23 protein-coding genes are annotated in these 22343 nt (G+C 58.9%); 11 read left to right on the forward strand and 12 right to left on the reverse strand.

What is annotated here, in order from left to right; all coding sequences use genetic code 11:
• Positions 1-11: 11 nt before the first annotated feature.
• Positions 12-782 carry an SDR family NAD(P)-dependent oxidoreductase gene (locus ACZ1GS_RS15200; protein WP_472696012.1) on the reverse strand — a complete coding sequence of 257 codons (771 nt, stop codon included), beginning with the start codon at positions 780-782 and terminating at the stop codon, positions 12-14.
• 109 nt (positions 783-891) lie between these two features.
• Between ACZ1GS_RS15200 and ACZ1GS_RS15205 the strand changes: the two genes are divergently transcribed.
• Together ACZ1GS_RS15205 and ACZ1GS_RS15210 are read left to right on the forward strand one after the other, a co-directional pair.
• Positions 892-1629: an SDR family NAD(P)-dependent oxidoreductase gene (locus ACZ1GS_RS15205; protein WP_472696013.1), complete on the forward strand. Its 738-nt coding sequence runs from the start codon at positions 892-894 to the stop codon at positions 1627-1629.
• A complete protein-coding gene (locus tag ACZ1GS_RS15210) occupies positions 1626-2177 on the forward strand; it encodes a hypothetical protein (RefSeq protein ID WP_472696014.1) in 552 nt (183 codons plus the stop codon). Before ACZ1GS_RS15205 ends, ACZ1GS_RS15210 begins: the two co-directional genes overlap by 4 nt.
• Here ACZ1GS_RS15210 and ACZ1GS_RS15215 read toward each other — a convergent pair whose 3' ends face one another.
• The 9 genes from ACZ1GS_RS15215 to ACZ1GS_RS15255 form a co-directional block, all read right to left on the reverse strand.
• Entirely contained in the window at positions 2178-3470 is a 1293-nt protein-coding gene (locus ACZ1GS_RS15215) for a spinster family MFS transporter (RefSeq protein WP_472696015.1), read from the reverse strand.
• 104 nt (positions 3471-3574) lie between these two features.
• A complete protein-coding gene (locus ACZ1GS_RS15220; RefSeq protein ID WP_472696016.1) occupies positions 3575-4708 on the reverse strand; it encodes an acyl-CoA dehydrogenase family protein in 1134 nt (377 codons plus the stop codon).
• Between the two features lie 35 nt (positions 4709-4743).
• The gene (locus ACZ1GS_RS15225; RefSeq protein ID WP_472696017.1) at positions 4744-5940 is read right to left on the reverse strand and encodes an acyl-CoA dehydrogenase family protein; all 1197 of its coding nucleotides are present in this window, start codon (positions 5938-5940) and stop codon (positions 4744-4746) included.
• Between the two features lie 141 nt (positions 5941-6081).
• A complete protein-coding gene (locus tag ACZ1GS_RS15230; protein ID WP_472696018.1) occupies positions 6082-7032 on the reverse strand; it encodes an RDD family protein in 951 nt (316 codons plus the stop codon).
• Entirely contained in the window at positions 7029-8075 is a 1047-nt protein-coding gene (locus tag ACZ1GS_RS15235) for a stage II sporulation protein M (RefSeq protein WP_472696019.1), read from the reverse strand. The genes ACZ1GS_RS15230 and ACZ1GS_RS15235 overlap by 4 nt, the downstream gene beginning before the upstream one ends.
• 106 nt (positions 8076-8181) lie before the next feature.
• The gene (locus ACZ1GS_RS15240; RefSeq protein WP_472696020.1) at positions 8182-9393 is read right to left on the reverse strand and encodes a DUF58 domain-containing protein; all 1212 of its coding nucleotides are present in this window, start codon (positions 9391-9393) and stop codon (positions 8182-8184) included.
• Positions 9390-10346, reverse strand: a complete 957-nt coding sequence (locus ACZ1GS_RS15245) for an AAA family ATPase (protein WP_472696021.1) — start codon at positions 10344-10346, stop codon at positions 9390-9392. Before ACZ1GS_RS15245 ends, ACZ1GS_RS15240 begins: the two co-directional genes overlap by 4 nt.
• Complete coding sequence (locus ACZ1GS_RS15250; RefSeq protein WP_472696022.1) at positions 10343-11653, reverse strand: DUF4350 domain-containing protein; 1311 nt, start codon at positions 11651-11653, stop codon at positions 10343-10345. Before ACZ1GS_RS15250 ends, ACZ1GS_RS15245 begins: the two co-directional genes overlap by 4 nt.
• A complete protein-coding gene (locus ACZ1GS_RS15255) occupies positions 11650-12327 on the reverse strand; it encodes a DUF4129 domain-containing protein (protein WP_472696023.1) in 678 nt (225 codons plus the stop codon). The genes ACZ1GS_RS15250 and ACZ1GS_RS15255 overlap by 4 nt, the downstream gene beginning before the upstream one ends.
• Positions 12328-12443: 116 nt before the next feature.
• Between ACZ1GS_RS15255 and ACZ1GS_RS15260 the strand changes: the two genes are divergently transcribed.
• The 5 genes from ACZ1GS_RS15260 (at position 12444) to ACZ1GS_RS15280 (ending at position 17121) form a co-directional block, all read left to right on the forward strand.
• Positions 12444-13184: a hypothetical protein gene (locus tag ACZ1GS_RS15260; protein WP_472696024.1), complete on the forward strand. Its 741-nt coding sequence runs from the start codon at positions 12444-12446 to the stop codon at positions 13182-13184.
• Between the two features lie 112 nt (positions 13185-13296).
• A complete protein-coding gene (locus tag ACZ1GS_RS15265) occupies positions 13297-13767 on the forward strand; it encodes a (2Fe-2S)-binding protein (RefSeq protein WP_472696025.1) in 471 nt (156 codons plus the stop codon).
• 2 nt (positions 13768-13769) lie between these two features.
• Positions 13770-16013: a xanthine dehydrogenase family protein molybdopterin-binding subunit gene (locus ACZ1GS_RS15270; RefSeq protein ID WP_472696026.1), complete on the forward strand. Its 2244-nt coding sequence runs from the start codon at positions 13770-13772 to the stop codon at positions 16011-16013.
• Positions 16014-16045: 32 nt separating this feature from the next.
• Positions 16046-16516, forward strand: coding sequence for a c-type cytochrome (locus ACZ1GS_RS15275; RefSeq protein WP_472696027.1), 471 nt, complete (start codon positions 16046-16048; stop codon positions 16514-16516).
• A complete protein-coding gene (locus ACZ1GS_RS15280) occupies positions 16513-17121 on the forward strand; it encodes a nucleotidyltransferase family protein (protein WP_472696028.1) in 609 nt (202 codons plus the stop codon). Before ACZ1GS_RS15275 ends, ACZ1GS_RS15280 begins: the two co-directional genes overlap by 4 nt.
• 1 nt (position 17122) lies before the next feature.
• Here ACZ1GS_RS15280 and ACZ1GS_RS15285 read toward each other — a convergent pair whose 3' ends face one another.
• Complete coding sequence (locus ACZ1GS_RS15285; RefSeq protein ID WP_472696029.1) at positions 17123-17914, reverse strand: hypothetical protein; 792 nt, start codon at positions 17912-17914, stop codon at positions 17123-17125.
• Positions 17911-18552, reverse strand: a complete 642-nt coding sequence (locus tag ACZ1GS_RS15290) for a queuosine precursor transporter (protein ID WP_472696030.1) — start codon at positions 18550-18552, stop codon at positions 17911-17913. The genes ACZ1GS_RS15285 and ACZ1GS_RS15290 overlap by 4 nt, the downstream gene beginning before the upstream one ends.
• A gap of 131 nt (positions 18553-18683) precedes the next feature.
• Between ACZ1GS_RS15290 and ACZ1GS_RS15295 the strand changes: the two genes are divergently transcribed.
• From ACZ1GS_RS15295 to udk, 4 genes are read left to right on the forward strand one after another with little or no spacing between them, the layout of a single operon-like run.
• Positions 18684-19253, forward strand: a complete 570-nt coding sequence (locus ACZ1GS_RS15295; RefSeq protein ID WP_472696031.1) for an LOG family protein — start codon at positions 18684-18686, stop codon at positions 19251-19253.
• A gap of 19 nt (positions 19254-19272) precedes the next feature.
• The gene (locus ACZ1GS_RS15300) at positions 19273-20505 is read left to right on the forward strand and encodes a NupC/NupG family nucleoside CNT transporter (RefSeq protein ID WP_472696032.1); all 1233 of its coding nucleotides are present in this window, start codon (positions 19273-19275) and stop codon (positions 20503-20505) included.
• A 44-nt stretch (positions 20506-20549) separates the two neighbouring features.
• Entirely contained in the window at positions 20550-21497 is a 948-nt protein-coding gene (locus ACZ1GS_RS15305) for an isopenicillin N synthase family dioxygenase (protein ID WP_472696033.1), read from the forward strand.
• The gene (gene udk / locus ACZ1GS_RS15310; protein WP_472696034.1) at positions 21494-22126 is read left to right on the forward strand and encodes a uridine kinase; all 633 of its coding nucleotides are present in this window, start codon (positions 21494-21496) and stop codon (positions 22124-22126) included. The genes ACZ1GS_RS15305 and udk overlap by 4 nt, the downstream gene beginning before the upstream one ends.
• Positions 22127-22343 lie beyond the last annotated feature (217 nt).

A 22343-nucleotide genomic window follows, 5' to 3' on the forward strand; every position in this document is an offset into this window, starting at 1 on the left:
CGCAGAGGCGGTCAGAGACACTGGCCGTCATCGACAACCATGTCCGAACCGGTCACCGCCTGGGATGCATCAGAAGAAAAATAGAGCATCATCGCATCCAGCGAGGCCATGGCCTGCAACCGGCGGCGAGGGAAGCTCGCAATCTGCGCCTTGCCGCCATCGGTCTGATACCAGTCGCCCTGAATCTCGGTCGCGATATAACCGGGGTGGATCGTGTTGACGTTCACCCCCTGACGCACCCATTCGCGCGCCAGATTGCGGCCAAGATGCGTCACCCCGGCCTTGCTCGCAGCATAGGCGCTATCACCCTCGCCGGTCAGGCGCGAGGTGATCGATCCGATGATCGTGATCCGTCCCTTCTCGCTTTCGCGACTCCCGCTGGCGATCAACCGCTTCGCGCCTTCGCGCGCAACGAGAAAAACCCCTTTGAAATTGGTATCAAGCAAAGTCTGCAGCCGATCGGCCGGCACATCGGTGGAGCGCGCGGCTGCGCTTACACCTGCATTGGCAACGATGGTATCAACCGTGCCAAATTGCGCTTCGGCCGCATCATAGGCGGCGATCACCGAGGCTTCGTCGGTCACGTCGAGCGGCACCGCCAGCGCCGCGCCGCCCGCGTCGGCAATTTTGCTGGCGAGATCTGCTGTGCGATCGGTTCGCCGCGCGCCCAGCACCACCTGGGCACCGGCGGCAGCAAAGAGTTCACCGAACCGGGCACCCAGTCCGGAGGAGGCACCGGCGATCAATGCGGTGCGGCCAGCCAAAGAAAAGGGGATATCCATGCGCGACGTCCTTTGCATATTGCTCTTGAAAATTCGGTTGTAGACCAAGCGCTTCTGCTGCGCCAATATCGCTTTGCATAGGAGTCGGATAGCTAAGGACAGGATTGATATGATCGACGCATCGTTAAATTATGAAGGCAAGACCGTCTGTATCATCGGCGGATCCAGCGGCATCGGCAACGCCACCGCCCAGGCCTTTCGCGCCCGCGGCGCCGAAGTGCATGTCACCGGCACGCGGGACAGCCCGGACGCCTATTCAGCCGATGATTCCAATTTTGACGGCTTGCACTATCACAGTCTGGATGCGGCCGATGACGCGGCCATCGAAGGCTTGCGACAAAAATTCGACAGGCTCGATGTGCTGATCTGTTCGCAGGGCATGGTGCTCTATAAGCGGGCAGAATTTGAACCGGAAAATTTTGCCAAGGTCATCCAGGTCAATCTCAACAGCCTGATGACCTGTGCCGGTCAATTTTTTGACCTGCTCAAAGCCAGCAAGGGGTCGGTGATTATCATCAGCTCGACAGCCGCCTTTCACGCAACGGTGGGCAATCCCGCCTATAACGCCTCCAAGACCGGGGCGATGGGCTTGACCCGCACCCTGGGCAAAGCCTGGGCACCGGATGGCATCCGCGTGAATGGCATTGCCCCCGGGCTGGTCGCGACCAAGATGACGGCGGTCACCACCGAAAATCCCAAGCGCCGCGCCGCGACCACCGCCAGCATTCCGCTCGGACGCATCGGGGACCCCGAAGACATGGCCGGACTGTCGCTGTTTCTCGCTTCGCCACTGGCAGGCTATATCACCGGTCAGACAATTATCGCTGATGGCGGCTTGTTGCTGTGAAGCATCTGAGCCTGCGGCCGCTCCTCGCAATCGGCCTGATTTTCAGTGCTATGACCCCGGCCGCGGCAGAACCTGCCCATGATGGCTATCGCTACAACGAATATAACCCATCGACCGATTGTGGTGACCGCAAGCCACTTACCGAAAAAGAGCAAATGGGTTTGTCCCGATCGGGTGATATATTCCGCATTCTAACCCTGACCGGTACCCAAGCGGAAAAGAACGAGACCGCCCATTGGATGGTGCTGGCGGTTGATGATACGCCGCTGAGCAAAGCGATGGATTTCCCGCCGGAACGGTGCGCGAGCTCGGTCATCTTGCAAATGTCCGATGGCAAGGAATATCGTGGCTTGCTGGAATATCGCGATAATTCTGACGATGGCGAGCATCCGGATCGCGCTTACCGCATCCTGTTTGAACCGGGTAGTCCTATTCCCGAGCTGCGCTATGACTATGGCGGCTACCGGATTGAAGGTCATCTCAGCTATCCCGAACATGGGGACAAACCGCGCCCGTTTGCCGGGTGGTGGATATTGGTTGAGCAGTGATCAGGCTGGTTGCAGCGGCGCGGCCTGGACCGCTTTGGCGGCGTAGAAATAAGCAAGTACCGCCAAAACCAGGCTCAATATCGTGATCCCGATGACCGCATAGTTGAGCGACAAGGTCCCATAGTCCGGTGCCAGCCGGTCGCTGATCGCTCCCGCCACAGCCGGCCCGATGAAATAGCCGAGAAACGTGGCGGACAGGCTCGCAATGGACGAAGCGGTGCCGCGCTCGGTTGGCGAGACCGATGATTGCATCATCGCGATGGCCGGACCCTGGGTTGACGAATGAATGCCATAGCCGATCGCATAGAGAGCGAGCGCCCAGACCAGATTGTCGGTCAACAGGCACAGACACAATAGCGGCAAGGCCACCAATACCGCGATCGCGCAATACCAAGCTCGCCATTTCGGGTTTCGCAGCGCCAGACGGTCCGTAACATAGCCTCCGAAAATCATGCCCGGTACACCGCCTGCAATCCAGACAATCCCCAGATAGATACCGACCTGCGACACGGGAATTTCAAAATTGCGGATCAGGATCGGGGCCAGCCAGATAGCAAAGGCATAAGACGCGGTCACTGCCAGCGCGTTTGCCAGAACAACCCGCACGAATATGCTGTTCTGCCACAGCGAGGCCATGGTGGTTGCGAATGGCTCTTGCTGGTTTGCTTCCGCCCGGGCGGCGCTGGTTTTGGAAAACTGACCACGATCCGGTTCCCGCACGGTCAGATAGATGAGCAGGCCGAGCAGGACGCCGGGCAGGCCCAATATGATAAATGTCCAGCGCCAGCCGTAAGCCTCGGCCAGCAAGCCGCCAGCGACAAAGCCGACAACCGGCCCGAGCACCGCGCCAATGGAGAATATCCCCATCGCCCGCGACAGTTCGTGCGGTTGAAAATAATTAGTGAGAATGGAAATCGCGGGTGGATTGCCGCCGGCTTCCCCGACACCGACGCCGAGCCGGGCCAGAAACAGGGTCCAGAAACCGGCTGCCAATCCGCACAGGGCGGTCATCAGGCTCCACAGGCTGACCGCGATTGAAACCATTGTCTTGCGATTGGTGCGGTCCGCCAGGCGGCCCGCCGGAATGCCCAGCAACACGTAAAAAACCGTGAACGCCGTGCCGGCAAGCAGACCGATTTGGGTGTCGGTCAGCACAAAATCCGCCTTGATGTCCTCGATCAGGATCGACATCACCATGCGATCGGTGATGTTGAACATGTAGGTCAGCATCATCACGAACAGGATATAATAGCGGTAGCTGTTGCTCGCTGACATTGTGGACTGCTGCACCATCCTCAACCCCTCCCAAGGAACAGTCGGAATAGCGCGAAAAAGGGGGCACAGCCAGTCCGGCCGCACCCCCTATTGTGATAGGATCAGAATTCCGCCTGCTGGGTTCAGCCGGCAGCGTTCAGCTTGATATGTCGGCGCATGTGATGGTCGACGCTGCCAAATTCGCTTTCGATAATTGACAGGCGCTTGAAATAGCTGCCCACCGCAGTCTCGTCCGTAACGCCCATGCCGCCATGCGTCTGCACCGCTGACTGGCCGACAAAGCGCGCTGACTGGCCGATGCGAACCTTGGCGGCCGACACCGCTTCCTTGCGCGCCGCTTCCGCTTCGCTCAATTTGATCGTCGCGAGATAGGACATCGAAATGGATTGCTCATATTCCATGAACATGTCGACCATGCGGTGCTGGAGCACCTGAAAACTGCTGATTGGCACACCAAATTGCTTGCGCTGCTTGGCATAATCCAGCGTCATCGCGTGGGTGACCTGCATCGCGCCGGTGGCTTCGGCACAAACCGCTGCTGTCGCTTCATCGACCACGGTTTCGATCAGCGGCAGACCATTGTCGAGCTCACCAATAAGCGCATCTGCGGAGACATTTTCGAAATAGACTTCCGAAGCGCGGCGGCCATCAACCGTCGCATAGTCGCGCAAGCTGACACCATCGGCATCCTTGGCAACGATGAACACCGACACGCCATTCTGATCGATCTGTCCACCAGACGTCCGCGCCGTCACCACAAAATGGGTCGCCCAGGGCGCGCCAATCACAACCGCTTTCTGGCCGTTAAGCTTGTAGCCGTCACCATCCTTTTTGGCGGTGGTGGTCAGATTGGCCAGATCATAGCGGCCCTGCGGCTCGGCATAGGCAAAGGCGAAGATTTTCTCACCCGTAATGATGGCGCTGAGATATTCCTCTTTCTGTTCTGCGGTGCCGGCATGTTTCAGAAACCCGCCTGCACAGACCACGCTCGGGATGAACGGCTCGACCACCAGGCCTTTGCCGAATTCTTCCATGATCAGCATGGTTTCAACCGCGCCACCGCCGAAGCCGCCATCTTCCTCCGAGAAGGGCGCTGCGAGCATGCCGAGTTCGGCAAGCTGTGCCCAGAATTCCGGACGCCATCCGGATTCACTGGCAATGACTTCGCGCCGCGTATCCCAGTCATATTGCTCGCGAACGAGCCGGGAAATACCGTCCCGAACCATATTCTGTTCGTCAGAAAAATTGAAATCCATAGTGTCGCTTTCTTATAATTTTGTGCGGTTGGATCTTAGAGTCCGAGTACCATTTTGGTGATGATGTTGCGCTGGATCTCGTTTGACCCGCCATAGATGGACGTCTTGCGCATGTTGAAATAGGTCGGTGCCGCGCTGTGCGCATAGTCCGGACCAATCGGAAAGTCGTTCGAGCCGTCGGCCGGGAAGCTACGGAAGTCCGGCGTGCCATAATAGCCCACCGCTTCAAGCGTCAGCTCGGTCAGGCGCTGCTGGATTTCAGTCCCCTTCACCTTGAGCAGAGAGCTTTCCGGTCCTGGACCCTTGCCCGCCTGCTCGCCTGCCAGGGTCCGCAATTCGGTGATCTCGAGGGCGGCCAGATCGATTTCCAGCTGGCTGATCTTGCGCGCAAATCCCATATCCTTGATCAATGGTTCGCCATCGAGCATTTCATGGGTGGCAATGTCTTTCAGCTGCTCGACACCGCGTTTCGAGCGCGCGACACCGGCAATGCCGGAGCGCTCATGCGCCAGCAGGAACTTGGCATAGGTCCAGCCCTTATTCTCTTCACCGATCAGATTTTCGGCCGGCACCCGGACATCGGTCAGCCAGACTTCATTGACCTCATAGCCGCCGTCGATCAACTTGATCGGACGCACTTCGATGCCGGGTGTTTTCATGTCGACCAGAATGAAGCTGATGCCCTGTTGCGGCTTGGGCGCATCGGGATCGGTGCGGCAGAGGAAAAAGCCCCAGTCTGCGTGCTGGGCCAAGGTGGTCCAGGTCTTCTGACCATTGATGATATAGTCGTCGCCATCGCGAACCGCGGTGGTCTTGAGCGACGCGAGATCCGAACCGGCACCGGGCTCCGAATAGCCCTGACACCACCAGACACTGCCGCTTTTGATTCCGGGCAGATGTTTGGCTTTCTGTTCTTCATTGCCAAATGTGTAGATCACCGGACCGACCATCGCGACACCGAAAGGCAGCGGCATCACCGCATTGACCCGGGCGTTTTCTTCCGACCAGATATAGCGCTGTGTCGGCGTCCAGCCGGTGCCGCCATATTGTTCTGGCCAGGCCGGAACCGACCAGCCCTTTTCACCCAGAATCTTGTGCCAGGCGGTCATATCCTCAGGGGACATCTCGTCCTGGACTGCCTGACGCTCAATATGTTTGGGGTAATTATTGTCGATGAAGCTGCGCACTTCATCACGAAATGCATTTTCTTCTGCGGTGAATTCCAGGTTCATGAGCGAGTCTCCATTGGCAATTTCGCGCCAACATACGCCAAAAACCGGGCAAAACAAGCTGTTCGAAAGGACATTGGGGTGACGCTACGGCATGCCGGGATAGGCCAGCCCTCCGCGCAGCGCACGCGGCGGATCGAATCGCTAGAGCTGGTCGGAATATTTGTCCTTGCGCCGCTTGCCGAACCGCATACCGGATTCCAGCTTGCCCCGCAGCGCGGTATAATAGGCTTCGAGGAAAATCCGTTCATCGCCGCTGCCCGGTTCCCAACCGATCTTCTTGCAGATTGATTCCGATACGGTTCGCAAGGCTTCGTCGCTGTCCGAACGCAGAACATTCTCCAGCGCTTGCAATTCAAATTCCCCGTAAACGGCCAGATCGGCATCCGAAAATTCGTAACGGGCGGTTTCGCGGCCGGTTGCGGGATCGACCGTAGCCTCTTCGCTGGGCGCCACCAGTCCGCCAAGATCGCGCTTCACATTCTGGATGACCCACGTCCCCGCAATCAGATCGCCGCCGCGCAACCGGTCCTTGTTGAACAGCGGAAACAGCAGGAACATCGCCACCCACAGGAAGCCGGCCCAGGCGGTGAAATCCGTCATCGAACCGCTGGCCTGTCCGGAGGACAGGAACACCAGCGGCAAGAACAGTTCGATATCCCGCACGATGTTGCGGGCGATCACCGCCTCGGCGCTCAGCCGTCCGCCGTCCCGCGCGGCGACGCGAATACCGACGATCCGCTTGCCCCAGGTGGCCGCCCGATCGCCCAGCTCAAAATACAGGAAATAGGCATTGCGAAACAGGAACACGGCGATGATCCACAGCACAACAACCACGCTTAGCGGGCCGCTGCTTTCCAGCGACAAGGCCGATCCAAAGGCGGCGTCGAACGCCCAGATGATCAGAAAACCCAACAGGGTGACGGCCAGAATAAGCGACAGAATGAAAACAATGTCGAGCGCCAGGGCGCCAGCGCGGGCACCGGCACCGGCGACGGACACATTCAGCGGTATGCCCTCTGGCGACACCATGATGCGGTCCAGTTTGGGGTTGGTCGACCGGCGGACCCAGGGATCGGCGGACGTGGCGCTCATGAGGGCAACTGCCGATCAGCGTCCGGGGTCTTGCCGCGCCCAAATGCGAAAAAATAGACCAACCAGAACAACAGCAATCCCCAACCAATCGCATAGCGTGCTGCGGTATCATTGACCAGTTGCCGAGCAAAACCTTCTAGCAGACCGGCACATATCAGCATCAGGATCACCCCGACCATGACCAGCGCCGCCCGCTTGCCGGCCGCGCTTGCCGCCGCCAGATGCGATTTTTTGCCGGGGAAAGCGATCGACCGGCCGACATGAATGCCGGCCGCTCCAGCCAGCAAAATGGCGAAAAGCTCTGTGGTTCCATGGATCGAGAGCCAGCCGATAAATTCCACGGTGAGCCCGCGCTGGGCAAAGACCCACACCATGGCGCCAAGCAGCGCGGTGTTGTGGATGAGCAGCAATATGCTTGGGATCGCAAAGGCAAATCCCAAAGCGAAGGCAAGAATAGCGACCTGCGCGTTGTTGTTGAACAGATAAGCGGCGAACACACCAAGCCCATCCTGATCTTCGGTGCCGAAAATGGTCTCGCGCAAGGCCGCTTCGCTCGCGCCAGGGACGCGCACATCGGTAAAGCTGCCCGGCACCAGCGCATAAAACCAGTCCGTGTCTCCCGCGACGAGGCCATAACCGATCACGGTTCCGGCGATCATCACGAACAGGGCAATCCAGATATCCGCCTTGATCTCGCGGACCGCCCGGCTCCATCCGCCGCCAAAAAACTGGCGCAACCAGCGCCCGAAACTGGTCTGGGTGCCGTAGACCAGAAAATAGGACCGCAGGGCCAGCCCCTCAAGATAGTCAATCAGCCCCCCATCCAGCGAATTCTCGCGCGCAATCGACAGGCTCGACAGCAAGGTCCGGTATAAAATCGGCAAGGCGAGGACATCCGCGTCATCCAGCCGCCGCGAGCGGCCCTTTTCCATCTTGGCGACAATCTCTTCGAGACGGATCCAGTCCGCTTCACGTTCCAGACGAAACCGGTCGCTCTTGAGCGCTGCGGAGGAGATTGTCTGATCCATTGCGATACTGGCCATCAAATCTGTCCCCGCCGCTTGATATTGAGATAGCCGTTGATCAGCTGCGTTCCGACATTCTGATGGGCGGCTTCGATCACATCAATTCCCATATGTTGCAACCGCGTTACCACCAGTTTTTTTGATCGAGCAAGCCTTGCGCCGTAACACTACGCGCCACATCGGTCGCTGTTTCCGGCGGTTGATCGACGATCGAGGTCAATTCCTTGTCTTCAAGCACGACGAACAGCATCAAATGTTTGTCGATCATCCGGCCCGCCGCCTCGAGCATCAGGTCGGCACTGGTCGGATCGGTAAAATCGGTGAACACGATGATCAGCGACCGCCGCTGCAGCCGCTGCGACAGCGCCGACAGCGCGAGCGTGAAATTGCTTTCCTGATGGCGATATTCGATCGTGGCCGCTTCCTGTTGCAAGCGAAAGAAATTGCGGCTGCCCGAGAGAAACGGCGTCGATAATTCGGGTTTCGCGGCAAAGCTGAACAGGCTGGTTTTGTCACCGGCCTTCAGGGTGACATAAGCGGTCAGCAAAGCCGCGGACACCGCGCGATCAATGCGCGGCAAACCATCAATCGGTTCGCACATGGCCGACCCGCAATCTAGCGCGAAGACGATCTGGTTGTTGCGTTCGGTATCATATTCCTTGGCGAGCAGTTTCGAGTGGCGCGCCGATCCTTTCCAGTCGATGCTGCGGCGGTCCATGCCCGGCTGATATTCCGCCAGCGCTTCAAACTCGCTGCCTTCGCCGCGGAATTTCCGCGCCAGCAAACCGAACACGCTATCGCGCAAAAACATCTGCACGGTCGGGCTGCGGACCGCGGAAATATTCGGCATGATCGCGACCGACTGGGTGCCGGGCTGACTGACCTGTCGCCACGCCAGGCCCAGCGGTCCGGTCCAGCGGAGCCATAGCTTCTCGATGGCGCCCGTGCCTCTGCGAACCGGTGTAGTCTCCGCGGAGCCGCTATAGTTCTGATGATCATTTGACCCGGGCAACATCGTGAAATTCATCTGGCCAACATCCGCCAGCCGCTCATCCACGGCGAGATTTCCGCTGACCTGTCGGGGTGTCATCAAACCGGAAAACTGCGCCTCGATACCCAATTCCAGTGGTGCGCCAACTTCTGCTGACCGGGGCAGCGAGAGATTGACCGCTCCGGCCCGCGCGGCGATCAGACCGTCAATGACGAGCAGCGCCACAATCATCAACGCCCAAGCCATGCCAATCGCCCAGAGCGCCGGAATCAGCGCTGCCATGACGGCAGCCACCGGCGCGCCGAGGGCGATCAACAGCACAGCACGGGCGGTCGGATAGATCACCGCGGCGCTTCAGTCCGCTCGACCAGATCCTCGATGATCGTATCGATCCGGCGTCCTTCGATTTCCGCAGCGGGAGACAGCAGGGCCCGGTGGCGCAGGACCGAGGGCGCCAGGGTTTTGACATCATCGGGCACGACATAGTCGCGACCGAGGATCGCGGCCCGCGCGCGCGCCGCATTGGCCAGCATGATCGCGGCGCGTGGACTGGCGCCATTGTCGAGATCCGCGGTTTCCCGGGTTGCCCGGACCAACCGCACGATATAATCCACGACATCCTCCACCAGCTTGACCGATTGCACCGTTTCAGCGGCGGCCATCAATTTGGTCTCATCCACTTGCGCCGTAATACCGAAATCAGACGGCCCTGGAGCTCCGACCCGCTCGCCATATTGGGTGACGATCTTCTTCTCTTCCGCAGCATCGGGATAGCCAACCAGCAGCTTGAACAAAAACCGGTCGAGCTGCGCCTCGGGCAAGGGATAGACACCCTGCTGCTCGATCGGATTCTGGGTGGCGATCACCATGAATCGGGATGACAATTTATGGGTCTCGCCATCAATGGTCACCGCTCGCTCCTGCATCGCCTCGAGCATCGCGGCCTGGGTCTTCGGCGGCGTCCGGTTAATCTCGTCGGCGAGCAGCAAGTCGCAGAAAATCGGCCCGCGGGTCAGCGTGAAGGTGCTGGTCTGGAAATTGAACAGGTTCGACCCGACAATATCGCCCGGCATGAGATCCGGCGTGAATTGGATCCGGCCGAAATCCAGATTGAGGGTTGCCGAAAAGCATTGGGCCAGAAAGGTCTTCGCGGTACCAGGGGGTCCTTCGAGCAGCACATGTCCAGAGGAAAACAGCGCAATCAACAGATGATCGACAACTTCTTCCTGCCCGATAATCGCCTTGGCAACTTCGGCTCGGACCGAGTCTGCAAGTGCCTTCAGTTCCTCGATTTTCATCCAATCTTGTCCTTTTTCCATTGGTGCAGCGCTGCTGCCCCGTCCACTGTTTCCTGAGCGTTATGCGCGGTACGAAGCTGATGCAACAATGCGGTGAAGCGGTTGCCATCAGATTCCCCGAGGGCATCCAAACGATCCCGAATGATCTGATCATCAGTATCCGGCGGAATCCCCATCGCCGCGGCTGCCTGATCCTGCACCAGGTCGGCATAGGGTTCAGCAACCAGATATTCCCGCTGCATCCGTTTGATGAAACCGGCGCTGTTATTGACCAGGGCGGTCTTGCCGAAATCGATGCTGCGCCGGTCACGAACCGGCGGGCCAAAGCGATTAAAGGCCATCCAGGCTGCGGCCATCGCGGCGATGATCAGACAGATTGTCGCCGACAGAAATGGCGGCTCGAACGCGAGCGTCAGCAGGTTGGTATTGGCACCCAGCCCGTTCAATGTCAGGTCAAAGGTGACATCGCCATTGCTCCCGGTCGAGGCCGCGGCAATCAACGCGAGCGCATGGCGGGCTTTTTGTTCATTCGCCATGCCGCTATTGTTCATCAAATCCGCATCAGCGACGATGACCAGCGGGAAATAGGATTCGTCAATTTCCTCTTCGTCGGCAATGCGCGATTCATCGAGGGCATCCAGCTGTGCGTAGACGCCGCCGTCATCGAGATAGGCGATGAGCGCCTGATCTGTTCGAGGATCGCGAACGATCGACCGGATATAATCGCCGGTCATGGTGACCGGCTGGTCCGGCCCGGTTAACGGTGTCCCCAACGCCGATGGCAGTTTCACCGCACGGGTTTGCGCGGCGGTAACCGCCTTCTCGTCAGCCGGTGCATCGGCCACGGTAATCTTGACGTCGGCAATTTCCTTGAGCATTGATTCCCCGGAATCACCGCCGATGACGCCGAAGCGTTGCACCCATCCGGTTTTCAATGTCGGAACCGCCATGACCTGCCATTTGGGCAAGATGATCATCGTCGGGCCGATATAGGATCGGTCCTGGATCACTTGCGCAAGATCATCGGCATCGGCGAATGGCGGCGGTGTCAATATCAGCAGCCCACTATTGTCCATACCGCCGGCCGTGCGGGAATATTGTACCGTCGTTCCGGTCTTCTCCAGCAGCGTCGCCAAGGCCTTGAATCCGACCACGCTGTTCGACGCGCCGTGCGCCTGGCCATTTTTACCCGACCCGCTCGGGTCCCCGGTGCCCAGACCATAGAGCAGTCCGACAAAAGCGAGAAAGCCCACCGCAAACATGATGAGTATCGTCCGGCGCCGGAATGGATTGGCCTGCACGCTCATCGCCGCTGACCCTTCTGCTTTTTCCAGTTCTCAGGCAACGCAAATTCGCCATAGGCGTCGCGCGAGGCCAGCCAACCGGTTTCTCCGATCGGCGAGGCTGCAAAAATGGCCCGTTCAACATGTCCGGCGATCACCGCAAACATGGTCCGCGCGGTCTCGGGCAAACTGTCAAACCGCTCGATTTCGCGCGCGGTATGGGACGGACGCAACAATTCGGGACGCCGCGCCTCGATATCATCAATGCTGCGAAACAGCAGCAAATGCGCCGCCTCCTCATAGCGGCCATCGGCGGCGAGCGCGTCGGCTTCGTCAAGCCACTGGCGCGCCGCGCTTTGCTCTGGTCGCCAGTCTTCCGGTTCCTCGCGCTTCTTTCGGCTGCGCCAGTCCTCAATATAGGGGGATAATATGACCCACAACAAGGTCAGCACGCCGAGGGCGAGCAACACCATCAGGATGATGCGCAGGACCGGCCAGGCATAGACAATGGCCTCGGCGACCGGCCCGAGCACGCCTCCCAGCCATTCGAGAAAATCCATCCACCATTGCGGCGGTTCTTCCGGCGGCGTTACCGCACTGGGTTCAAACTGGATATCTTCGTCGGCCCGCACGTCTTTCCACGCCGCATCAAAACTGGCATCGCCATTTTCACCCTGTTCATCTGCGTCTTGAGCCACAACAAGGATGTCGCAGAAACCAGCGACTGGAGCAAGCGCGAAGATGGGATCATAAGGGTTTACCTGGACGCAAGACTGTGACAATCACGCTCACAGACATTGTGAAAGGGGACAAGATGGCCGATCCAACAGGTAAAATCGATATAAGCCGGGTGCTCAACAATACATTTGGGGTCATCAGTCGCAATCCGGTCGTTTTTCTCGGCCTTTCGCTGTTGATCGTTGGCTTGCCCAACGCGCTGATGCAGATGCTGCAAGGCGACCCTCTCGCCGCCGCTGGCGCCTTCGGATCGACGACGGCTGTCTTGACCGGCGTGATCGGTTTTTTTGTCTTTCTGTTCCTGTCGGTTGTGCTGCAGGCGACGCTGATCGTGGCGACGCTGAATGATCTCGGAAACAAGGAGATCAATCTGGGGGACTGCATCAACCGCGCAATCCGCAAATTCCTGCCCTTGCTTGGACTGGGCATTCTGTTCGGTATCGGCATCACGTTCGGCTTGCTGCTGCTGATCGTCCCGGGCATCATTCTCTATCTGATGTGGATCGTCGCGGCTCCGGTGATGATGGCGGAAGATACCGGCATCATGGAATCCTTCAAGCGCAGCGCCGACCTGACGTCGGGGTCCAAGGGCATGATCTTTTTGCTGATGATCATCTTTGTCGTGATCGCCGCGGTCATCGGCTTTATCGGCGGAGCGCTAAGCTTCTTCAGCCTCACCGCGTCGATCATTGTCGGCATGATCGTCAATACCATTACCGGCGCGCTGCAAGGCGCGGGTGTGGCCTCGATCTATGTCGATCTGCGCACCGCGAAAGAAGGCACCGATACCGGAACACTCGCCGATATCTTCGCCTGAAGACAGAAACCGGTAGCCCGTCGGGCACCCTGTCCTGATTGCCACTTGGCTTGACCTGCGGACTCCCGTATAGGTTGCGTTTCAATATGCAATTCATACGGGTGAACGCGCCATGATCAAGCTTAACGTTAACGGCCAGGAACAGCAGGTCGATGTCGACCCGGCAACGCCAATATTATGGGTGGTTCGCGAGAATCTGAAAATGTCGGGCACCAAATTTGGTTGCGGTGTTGCTTTGTGCGGCGCCTGCACGGTCCACGTCGATGGCAAGCCGGTTCGTTCCTGCTCCACTCCGGTATCGGAAGCCGATGGGAAGGCGATCACGACGATCGAGGGGCTGGCGGCACAAGACGGCACGATGAACGCGGTTCAGCAAGCCTGGGTGGACGAGCAGGTTGCCCAATGCGGCTATTGTCAGTCCGGACAGATTATGACCGCAACCGCCCTGTTGCGCGACAAGCCCGATCCCAGCGATGCCGAGATCGATGCCGCCATGGCCGGCAATATCTGCCGCTGCGGCACCTATGTGCGAATCCGCAAGGCGATCAAAGCCGCTGCGGCTACGCAGAAGCAGGAGGCATAATCATGGCGCAATCAGCAAATGATGCAAATGTCTCCAAAAAGGGCAAATGGACGCGCCGGGCGTTTATTGGCGCGGGTGTCGTCGCGGGGGGCGCGCTCGTCGTCGGTGTTGCAGTCCGACCGGGCAATCCGATTGATCGCCTGTCGCCGCTTGTGGCCAAGGGTGAGGGCGAGAAACTGATCAATGCCTGGGTCAAGATTGACGCCGACAATGTCATCACGGCCATCGTCCCCCATGTCGAAATGGGCCAAGGCATTTACACCTCGCTGGCGCAGATGCTGGCCGATGAACTGGATGCGGACTGGGAAAATGTCCGGGTGCAGGAAGCACCGGCCGACGACCAATATGTGTCCAATGATATCGGCCGGGAATTTCTCGCGCCGACGCTCGAAGTCCCGGCTTTTCTGGAACCCACGATACAAGGCACATTCCTTCAGCTCGCCCAGGCGATGACCCTCCAGATTACCGGGGGCAGCTTCTCGATCCGCGGCACCGGCCAGCGAGCGATGCGCACCGCAGGCGCCGCGGCGCGCGAGATGCTGGTCGCAGCCGCAGCCAGCGACTGGAATGTGCCTGCGAGCGAACTGACCACGGCGGACAGCATGATCATCCATGCCAAAACCGGCAAGTCGGCCACTTACGCAAGCTTTGCCGCAGCAGCAGCCGAACAGGCACTGCCCGCCAAGCCGAAGTTGAAAAATCCGGACGCCTATAAACTGATGGGCAAGCCGATTGCCCGGACCGATATTCCCGAAAAATCCAACGGCAGCGCCATTTTTGGCATTGATGCCGATTTGCCGGGCATGAAATATGCAGCGGTGAAAGCGGCCCCGGTTGTGGGCGCCACGGTTGAATCGATTGACAGCAAAACCGCTCAGGCAATGCCTGGTGTGCTGCAGATCCTGAACATGGGCGATTTCGTCGCGGTTGTGGCGGATGGTTACTGGCAAGCACAGCAAGCGCTCAACACGATCGAAGCGCAATATTCGCAAACCGAAGGCGACAAGCTGGACCAGGATGCACTGTTCGCACGCTATGCCAAAATGCTCGATGAAGCCGGCGAAAGTGACGGCGATGTCGAAACCGAAGAAGGCGATGTCGAAAGCGCTTTCGCGGAAGCTGCGATCAAGGTCGAAGCCGAGTATAAAGTGCCGTTTCTGGCCCATGCCACAATGGAACCGATGAACTGTACCGCCTGGGTGCGTGACGGGAAATGCGACGTCTGGTCGGGCACGCAAGCGCCGTTAATGGCGCGCAAGGCGGCAGCCGAAACCACCGGCATCGATTATGATGCTGTGACCTATCACAACGCCTATCTCGGTGGCGGTTTCGGTCGCCGGGCGGAAATGGATGTCATCATCATGGCAACCAGAATTGCCCAGGCCACCCAATATCCGGTCAAGATGATCTGGTCGCGGGAAGAAGACACGGTGCAAGATCACTATCGGCCATCGGCGACCAGCCGCTTCAAGGCCGGCCTCGATGCGGATGGCAAGGCGGTCAGCTGGAGCAATATCCACACCCATTTATTTGATCCGCAGGACGCACCGACCGTGCCCTATTATGCCATTGCCAATCACAAGATCCGCAAGGTCGACGTGCCGACCCATTTGCGCTTTGGCCCCTGGCGCTCGGTCGATCACAGCCAGCATGGCTATTTCATCGAATCGTTCGTCGACGAACTGGCCCACGCCGCTGGTCAGGATGGCTATGCCTTTCGCCGGACATTGCTCGCCGGCTCGGACCGGCACCTGAAGGTATTGGACAAAGCCGCCGAAATGGCGGGCTGGGACAAGCCTTTGCCCGAAGGCCATGGCCGCGGCATCGCGTTTGTGCCATCCTTTGGCACGATTGTCGCGCAAGTGGCGGAAGTCGACATGACCGGCAAGAAGCCGAAAGTGACAAAGATATTCGTCGCCGCTGACCCTGGTTTTGCCGTCAATCCCGATGGCTTTGCCGCGCAGATGGAAAGCAGCATCGCCTATGGTCTGACCGCTGCGCTCTATGGCGAAATTTCGGTCAAGGACGGGGCGGTGCAACAAAGCAATTTCCACGACTATCCGATATTGCGCATCAACGAGATGCCCGAAGTCATGGTCGAGATCATCAACGGCGATCACCAGCGCCTTGGCGGCGCGGGCGAACCCGGCTTGCCGCCGCTGGCGCCAGCGGTGACCAACGCGATCTTTGCGGCGACTGGCAAACGCATTCGCGAGCTGCCGCTCAGCAAAGCCAGCTTTGCCTGATCGCTGACGCCATCCGGAAGGAATAGAGTATCATGAACAAGCTGATTGGCCTGAGCGCCCCGCTATTCGCCTTGGGCCTGAGCGCCTGTGGAACCGACCCGGCACCGGGACCAACCGAGCAGATTGTCGTGCGTGAACCAGGCGAGGCCGCGGCATCGCCAACAGCGCCAACCGATGCAGAGCCCGGCACCAGCCTGGTGGCCGCCGGCAAGGCCGCGTTCGGAGCCTGTGCCGCTTGCCATACCGTGACCGCAAACGGAGCAAACGGTGTTGGCCCCAATCTTCACGATATTGCCGGGAAACCCGCTGGATCAGTCTCCGGTTTTGCCTATTCCTCCGCCCTTGTCGATTCCGGCATCACCTGGACCAGCGCCGAGCTGGACAGCTTTCTGGCTGATCCCACAGCAAAAATCCCCGGCACGACCATGGTCGCCGGAGCGGTTGGCAGCGCTGACACCCGCGCCGCGATCATCGCCTATCTAGAGGATATCTCGGGCAATTGAGCCAGCAGGCCAAGACTGTCATGCTGGCCCTATTGGCCGCTGGCCAGTCCCGCCGCTTTGGTGCAACCGACAAGCTGGCCAGCCAATTGTCAGGAAAAATGCTTGGTCTGCACAGCGCGCAATGCTGGGTCCGCGATCGCTTTGATTATCGCGCCATCATCGCCGCCAGACCGGATCACCCCTGCGCTGCCGGCTGGCAGGCAATCGGCTATGACATTGCGGTAAATACGCAATCCCAAGAGGGCCAGGCCGCTTCGGTCCGCCTGGCAGCAAAACTCGCGGTCGAGCGCGATGTCGACGCGCTGTGCATCGCTCTGGCCGACATGCCGTTTGTTTCGGCCGAGCATCAAACCCGCTTGATCGAGACTTATCAAAATTCCCGGCCGGCCCGCGTCGTGGCATCGGCCAGCGATCGCAAACCGATGCCCCCCGCGCTGTTTCCGCGCTCGGCATTTCCGCTGTTGCAAAAACTATCGGGCGACCAGGGCGCCCGTAAACTGCTCGAGACCGCGGTGCTGGTGCCCGCGGATGCGCGTTGCCTTCAAGATATTGACACGCCCGAAGCTCTCGCCGCGGCCAACCACCAGGGCCGTACTGAGCGCTGATTCACTGCGCGAACAGGTCGGCAGCGTTCACCAGAAATATGTCATTGCGGGTCCGCAAGCGCTCCAGAAACCAATATTTGTGCCATGCACCGTAGAGGATCAATATCCGCTGTTCGTTGCGCGACAGGCGATTGAGCGCCTGATCGATATTCTGGTAATGCGCCGCATTAATGGCTTCCCAGCCGCCAGCACCGAGATCCTTGCCGAACAGTTTCTCATAGCTTTCCTGTCGCGCTTTCACCGCTTCATCATAGGCGGCACTGTGGATGAATTGCGGGTCATCGGCGCGGCCACGCACGGCCTGACGATAAACCTTGCCAGCCGCCTGATAGGCGCTCCAATCGGCAACCCGGTCAGGATCCTGTTCCAGCGCGGCCAGCGCGGCGCGGCGGTCATCCGCAATCTCCTGGGTCCACGCCGCCACCGGAATGATCGTCATCGGCGATTCCTTCCACAGCGGGAAGATCACATCGACCAGTTCCGGGAAGTCATCCGCCCGGCTTTCCCGGACCTCTCCGAACTGTTCGAAATTATCTGCTGCCGTGGCAAACCGTTCCGGCGGCAACTCAATCATGATCACATCCGGTTCAAACTTGCGAATCGCGGCCCGCAAAGCGTCCAGTGAATAGGCCTCGCTGCGACGATGTTGGCCGTGAATGGCGCCAATGACGGCAACCACATTGGTGCCTTCGGGTGCCTCGCGCTGCTCAACTGGCCCGGTCGTGGCGGATGGCTCCGCGCAGCCGGTCAGGCCTAGGCAGAGCGCAGCGAGTCCAAGCCAATATGCTTTCACTTGCTATCCAGTCGCTTGCCGAGTTTGACGAAGAAGATGATCAGGAAAGGAATGAGCACAAAGGACAAGACGACTTTTGCAGAGCCCTGGCCCAGCAGCAATTGTCCGATCGGGCGCTCGCCGTAAAAGGCGATGGTGATGAAAATCAGCGTGTCGACCACCTGGGACAAGGCGCTGGCGATGGAAGCGCGCAAGGCAAGCAGCTTGCCCTTCATCTGGGCCAGGCGCGAGAAGATATAAACGTTCAGAAACTGTGACACGCCATAGGCAATAATACCGGCAACCATCAGCCGCGATCCCTGCGCCAATATGATCGGGAAGGCTTCCTTGGCCGGTTCATACATGCCTTCATCGGTCGGCAAGGCGAGGACGATCTGGATCAGCGCAATCGCCGTGATCAGGGGCACGAATCCCAGGCGCACGAGACGGTTGGCAACATCCTTGCCGTGCAATTCGGCGACCGCGCTGGACAGCACTACCAGCAGCAGAAACGGGAAGATGCCGGCCTCGACCGCCAACGGGCCGATCGCGACCTGCTTGGCTCCTAAAATACCTGCGATACAGGTCATGCCGCCATAGAGAACCGCGAAGACAAAAAGCGAGCGCGGGATGGTATTGGTTGTCGTCTGATCAGTCATCTGCGAGCCCTAGCGCGAACTGATCGCAAAAAAAAGGGATAGTGACTCGGCAAAATTTTGCTCTAGGGAGAAAATAGAATGTGCGCGGCCCTTGGCAGGGTTGCCGCCGGTTCGGGGTCAAAGGGGTTTTTGTGCAAAGATTGGCAGTATATTGCGGGGCGAGCATAGGCGATGAACCGATTTTCGCCGAAACCGCCCAGCGACTCGGCGAGGTGATGACGGCGCGCGGGATCGATCTGGTCTACGGCGGTGGCAAGCTGGGTCTGATGGGAATCATCGCCGATTCGGTGCTCGCAGGCGGCGGCAAAGTCTATGGCGTTATTCCCGAAATGCTCAAGGATCATGAGGTTGCCCATACCGGCCTGACCGAGTTGCACGTGGTTACTTCGATGCACGAACGCAAAGCCAAAATGACCGAGCTGACCGATGCGTTTGTCGCCATTCCGGGCGGCATCGGAACGCTCGATGAATTGTTCGAAGCATGGACCTGGAACGCCCTGGGCTATCATGCCAAGCCGTTCGGCCTGCTCAACGTCAACGGCTATTGGGACTCGCTCACCGCCTTTCTCGACAATGTCGCCGGCCATGGATTCATGTCCCAGGCCCGGCGCGAACAGCTGGTCGTGTCGAACGAGATGGACGACGTGCTGGACCAGCTGGCATCGCGTTTCACCGGCGGCGCGGGACAAGTGACATGGTAACCATGAAGGCAATCAGCCAATGACCTCTTTTCTCACCAGCCTCGCGGGCATTGCCCTGATCCTGCTGCTTGCCCTGTTGCTGTCCAGCGGGTGGCGCAACATTAAACTGAGAGTGGTTGCGGCGGCCTTTGCGTTGCAGGCGGGGATCGCCATCCTGGTGCTATATGTGCCTGCCGGCAAACGGGTCATCGAAGGAATGTCGACCGGCGTGTCCAATCTGCTGGGCTATGCTGCGGACGGCACCAATTTCATTTTTGGACCGCTGGCCAGTCCCGATGTCGGCGGCAACAGTTTTGCGATTGCGGCGCTCCCGGTCATCATCTTCTTCTCCGCGCTGATCTCCATTCTCTATTATCTCGGCGTGATGCAATTTGTGATCAAATGGGTCGGCGGCGCGATCCAGAAAATCACCGGTATCTCGAAGGTGGAATCGCTCTGTGCAGCCGCCAATATTTTTGTCGGTCAGTCGGAATCCCCACTGGTGATCAGACCCTATCTCGCCAAACTGACGGAATCCCAGCTGTTCACAGTGATGAGCGTCGGCATGGCCGGGGTCGCCGGAACGATTTTGGCTGCTTATGCATCCATGGGTATCCGCATCGATTATCTGCTCGCTGCGGCCTTCATGTCGGCCCCTGGTGGCATCCTGATGGCGAAGATCATCATGCCCGACGCACCGGATGCCGAAGCGCCAGAGGAGATGGTCGTCGCCGTCGACTTTGAAGAAGAAAAGCCCGCCAACATCATCATGGCAGCGTCCATGGGCGCGCAAACCGGCGTCAAAATCGCTGTTGCGGTCGGTGCGATGGTGCTGGCCTTTGTCGCGCTGGTGGCGCTCGCCAATGGCATATTGGGCGGGATCGGTGGCTGGTTCGGCTTGCCGGAACTCAGTTTTCAGCAGATTATCGGCTATATATTCGCTCCGATCATGTTCCTGCTCGGCGTGCCCTGGGACGAAGCGGTGGCCGCTGGCGGCCTGTTCGGAACCAAGGTTGTGCTGAACGAATTTGTTGCGTTCAGCGATCTCGGTTCCAATGACCAGCTTTCGGCCAGCACGGTGGCAATCGTGACATTTGCCTTGTGCGGCTTTGCAAATTTCCTGTCGATCGCCATTCAGCTGGCAGTGACCGGCGGACTAGCCCCCAATCAGCGGCCGGTAATCGCGCGCCTCGGTTTGCGGGCGCTAGCCGCCGGATCCCTGGCCAACCTGATGTCTGCGGCGCTCGCCGGTATCCTGCTGTCCGCTGCATGAAACCCGCCAATTGACAAACCCGATCCACAGCGCATCATAGGCTTATGACCTCATCTCCCAAATCCCTCGCATCCGTTTCGCTCGCTCTGGCTGACCAGGACGAGGATCGGTTTACGCAAAGCATCGGCCAGTCTTTTTCCGACTGGGGCTTCGCGATTGTTTCCGATCATGGCATCCCGGCCGAACTCATCGCCGATGCCGAAGCGAAATCGCGTGCCTTTTTTGCTTTGCCGGATGCGGTAAAACGCACCTATCACGTGCCCGGCGGCGGCGGGGCGCGTGGCTATACGCCGTTCGGAACCGAAGCGGCGAAGGATTCCGATATCTGCGATCTCAAGGAATTCTGGCATATCGGGCGGCAATTGCCCGACGGACACCGCTTTGCGCCTTATATGAGCCCCAATATCTGGCCCGAGGAAATTGACGGGTTCCGGGAGACCTATCTCGCGCTGTTTGCCGCCTTTGATACCGCCGGCCAGAAAATTCTCGCCGCGATTGCCCGGTTCCTCGAGCTGCCCTCGGATTTCTTCGATGATACGGTGGCCGACGGCAATTCCATCCTGCGGCTTATCCATTACCCGCCAGTACCGGCAGATTCGCCCGCCGTGCGGGCTGCGGCGCATGAGGATATCAACACGATTACGCTGTTGATCGGGGCAGAGGAAGCGGGGCTCGAGCTGCTCGACAAGAGTGGGCAATGGCGAGCCGTGACACCGAAGCCAGGGGAACTGGCGGTCAATATTGGCGACATGTTGCAGCGCCTGACCAATAACCGCCTGCCGTCCACCACCCACCGGGTGGTCAATCCGCCACCCGAACGGCGCGGACATTCGCGCTATTCCATGCCGTTTTTCCTGCATTTTCGGCCGGACTATCTCATCGAAACCCTGCCCCAATGTATCGACGCCAACCATCCTGACCGCTACGCCGGCAATCCGATCACGGCCCATGACTATCTGCTCGAACGCCTCCGCGAAATCGGCCTGGCATGACATCTCGGGCATTGGCCAAGGCGGTCGGCATTTGCGGCGGGAGTTGTTCGGGCAAAACCACATTGGCCGCCCATATTTTCGGCGCGCTGGGGCCTGAAAAATGTGTGATCCTGCCACAGGATGACTATTTTTTTGGCTTCGGTGACGCGCCCGAAGGCAAGGGTGGTCCCAATTTCGATCACCCCGATGCCGTCGACTTTGACAAGATGTGCGTGCAGCTGGCGGCGCTTAAACAGGGGCATGCCATTGATCGGCCGCTGTACGACTTCCCGACCCATATGCCGAAAACCGAAACCGAGCGAACCGCAGCGCGGCCGATCATATTGGTCGACGGAATCCTGATCCTGCATCATGAACCGCTGCGCCGGCTGCTCGATCTCTCGATCTTCGTGCAATGCGAAAATAATGTCCGGTTCGCACGGCGCCTGCAACGCGATGTCCGCGAACGCGGCCGCACCGCCGACTCGGTCCGCACAGCATTCGAGAATCAGGTCGCCCCGATGCATAATAGATTTGTTGAGCCATCACAGGTGCATGCGGATATTGTTGTAAATTCGCAACAGCCGCAAAAAGCCCTGACTGATCAGTTCGCCACAATCGTGGATTCAATAACCGCCCTTATTCAATAAGTTAATCTTGTTTGGTGACGAGATTGGCTGGTGGTCCGCTCTTTCTGTGCCGCAGAAATCACAAATGCTCATAAAAAAATGCTGCAGCGCAAAACAATATGGTTGCGGTTGAGACAAAACTGTCATTTTAGACCCCTAAAGCACATCTACTTTGAAGACTGGAGGCCATTTGCGGGACCTTCAATCAGGGATTGACCTTTCATTGGACCAAGACGGG

The organism is Parasphingorhabdus sp. W113 (assembly GCF_055693205.1).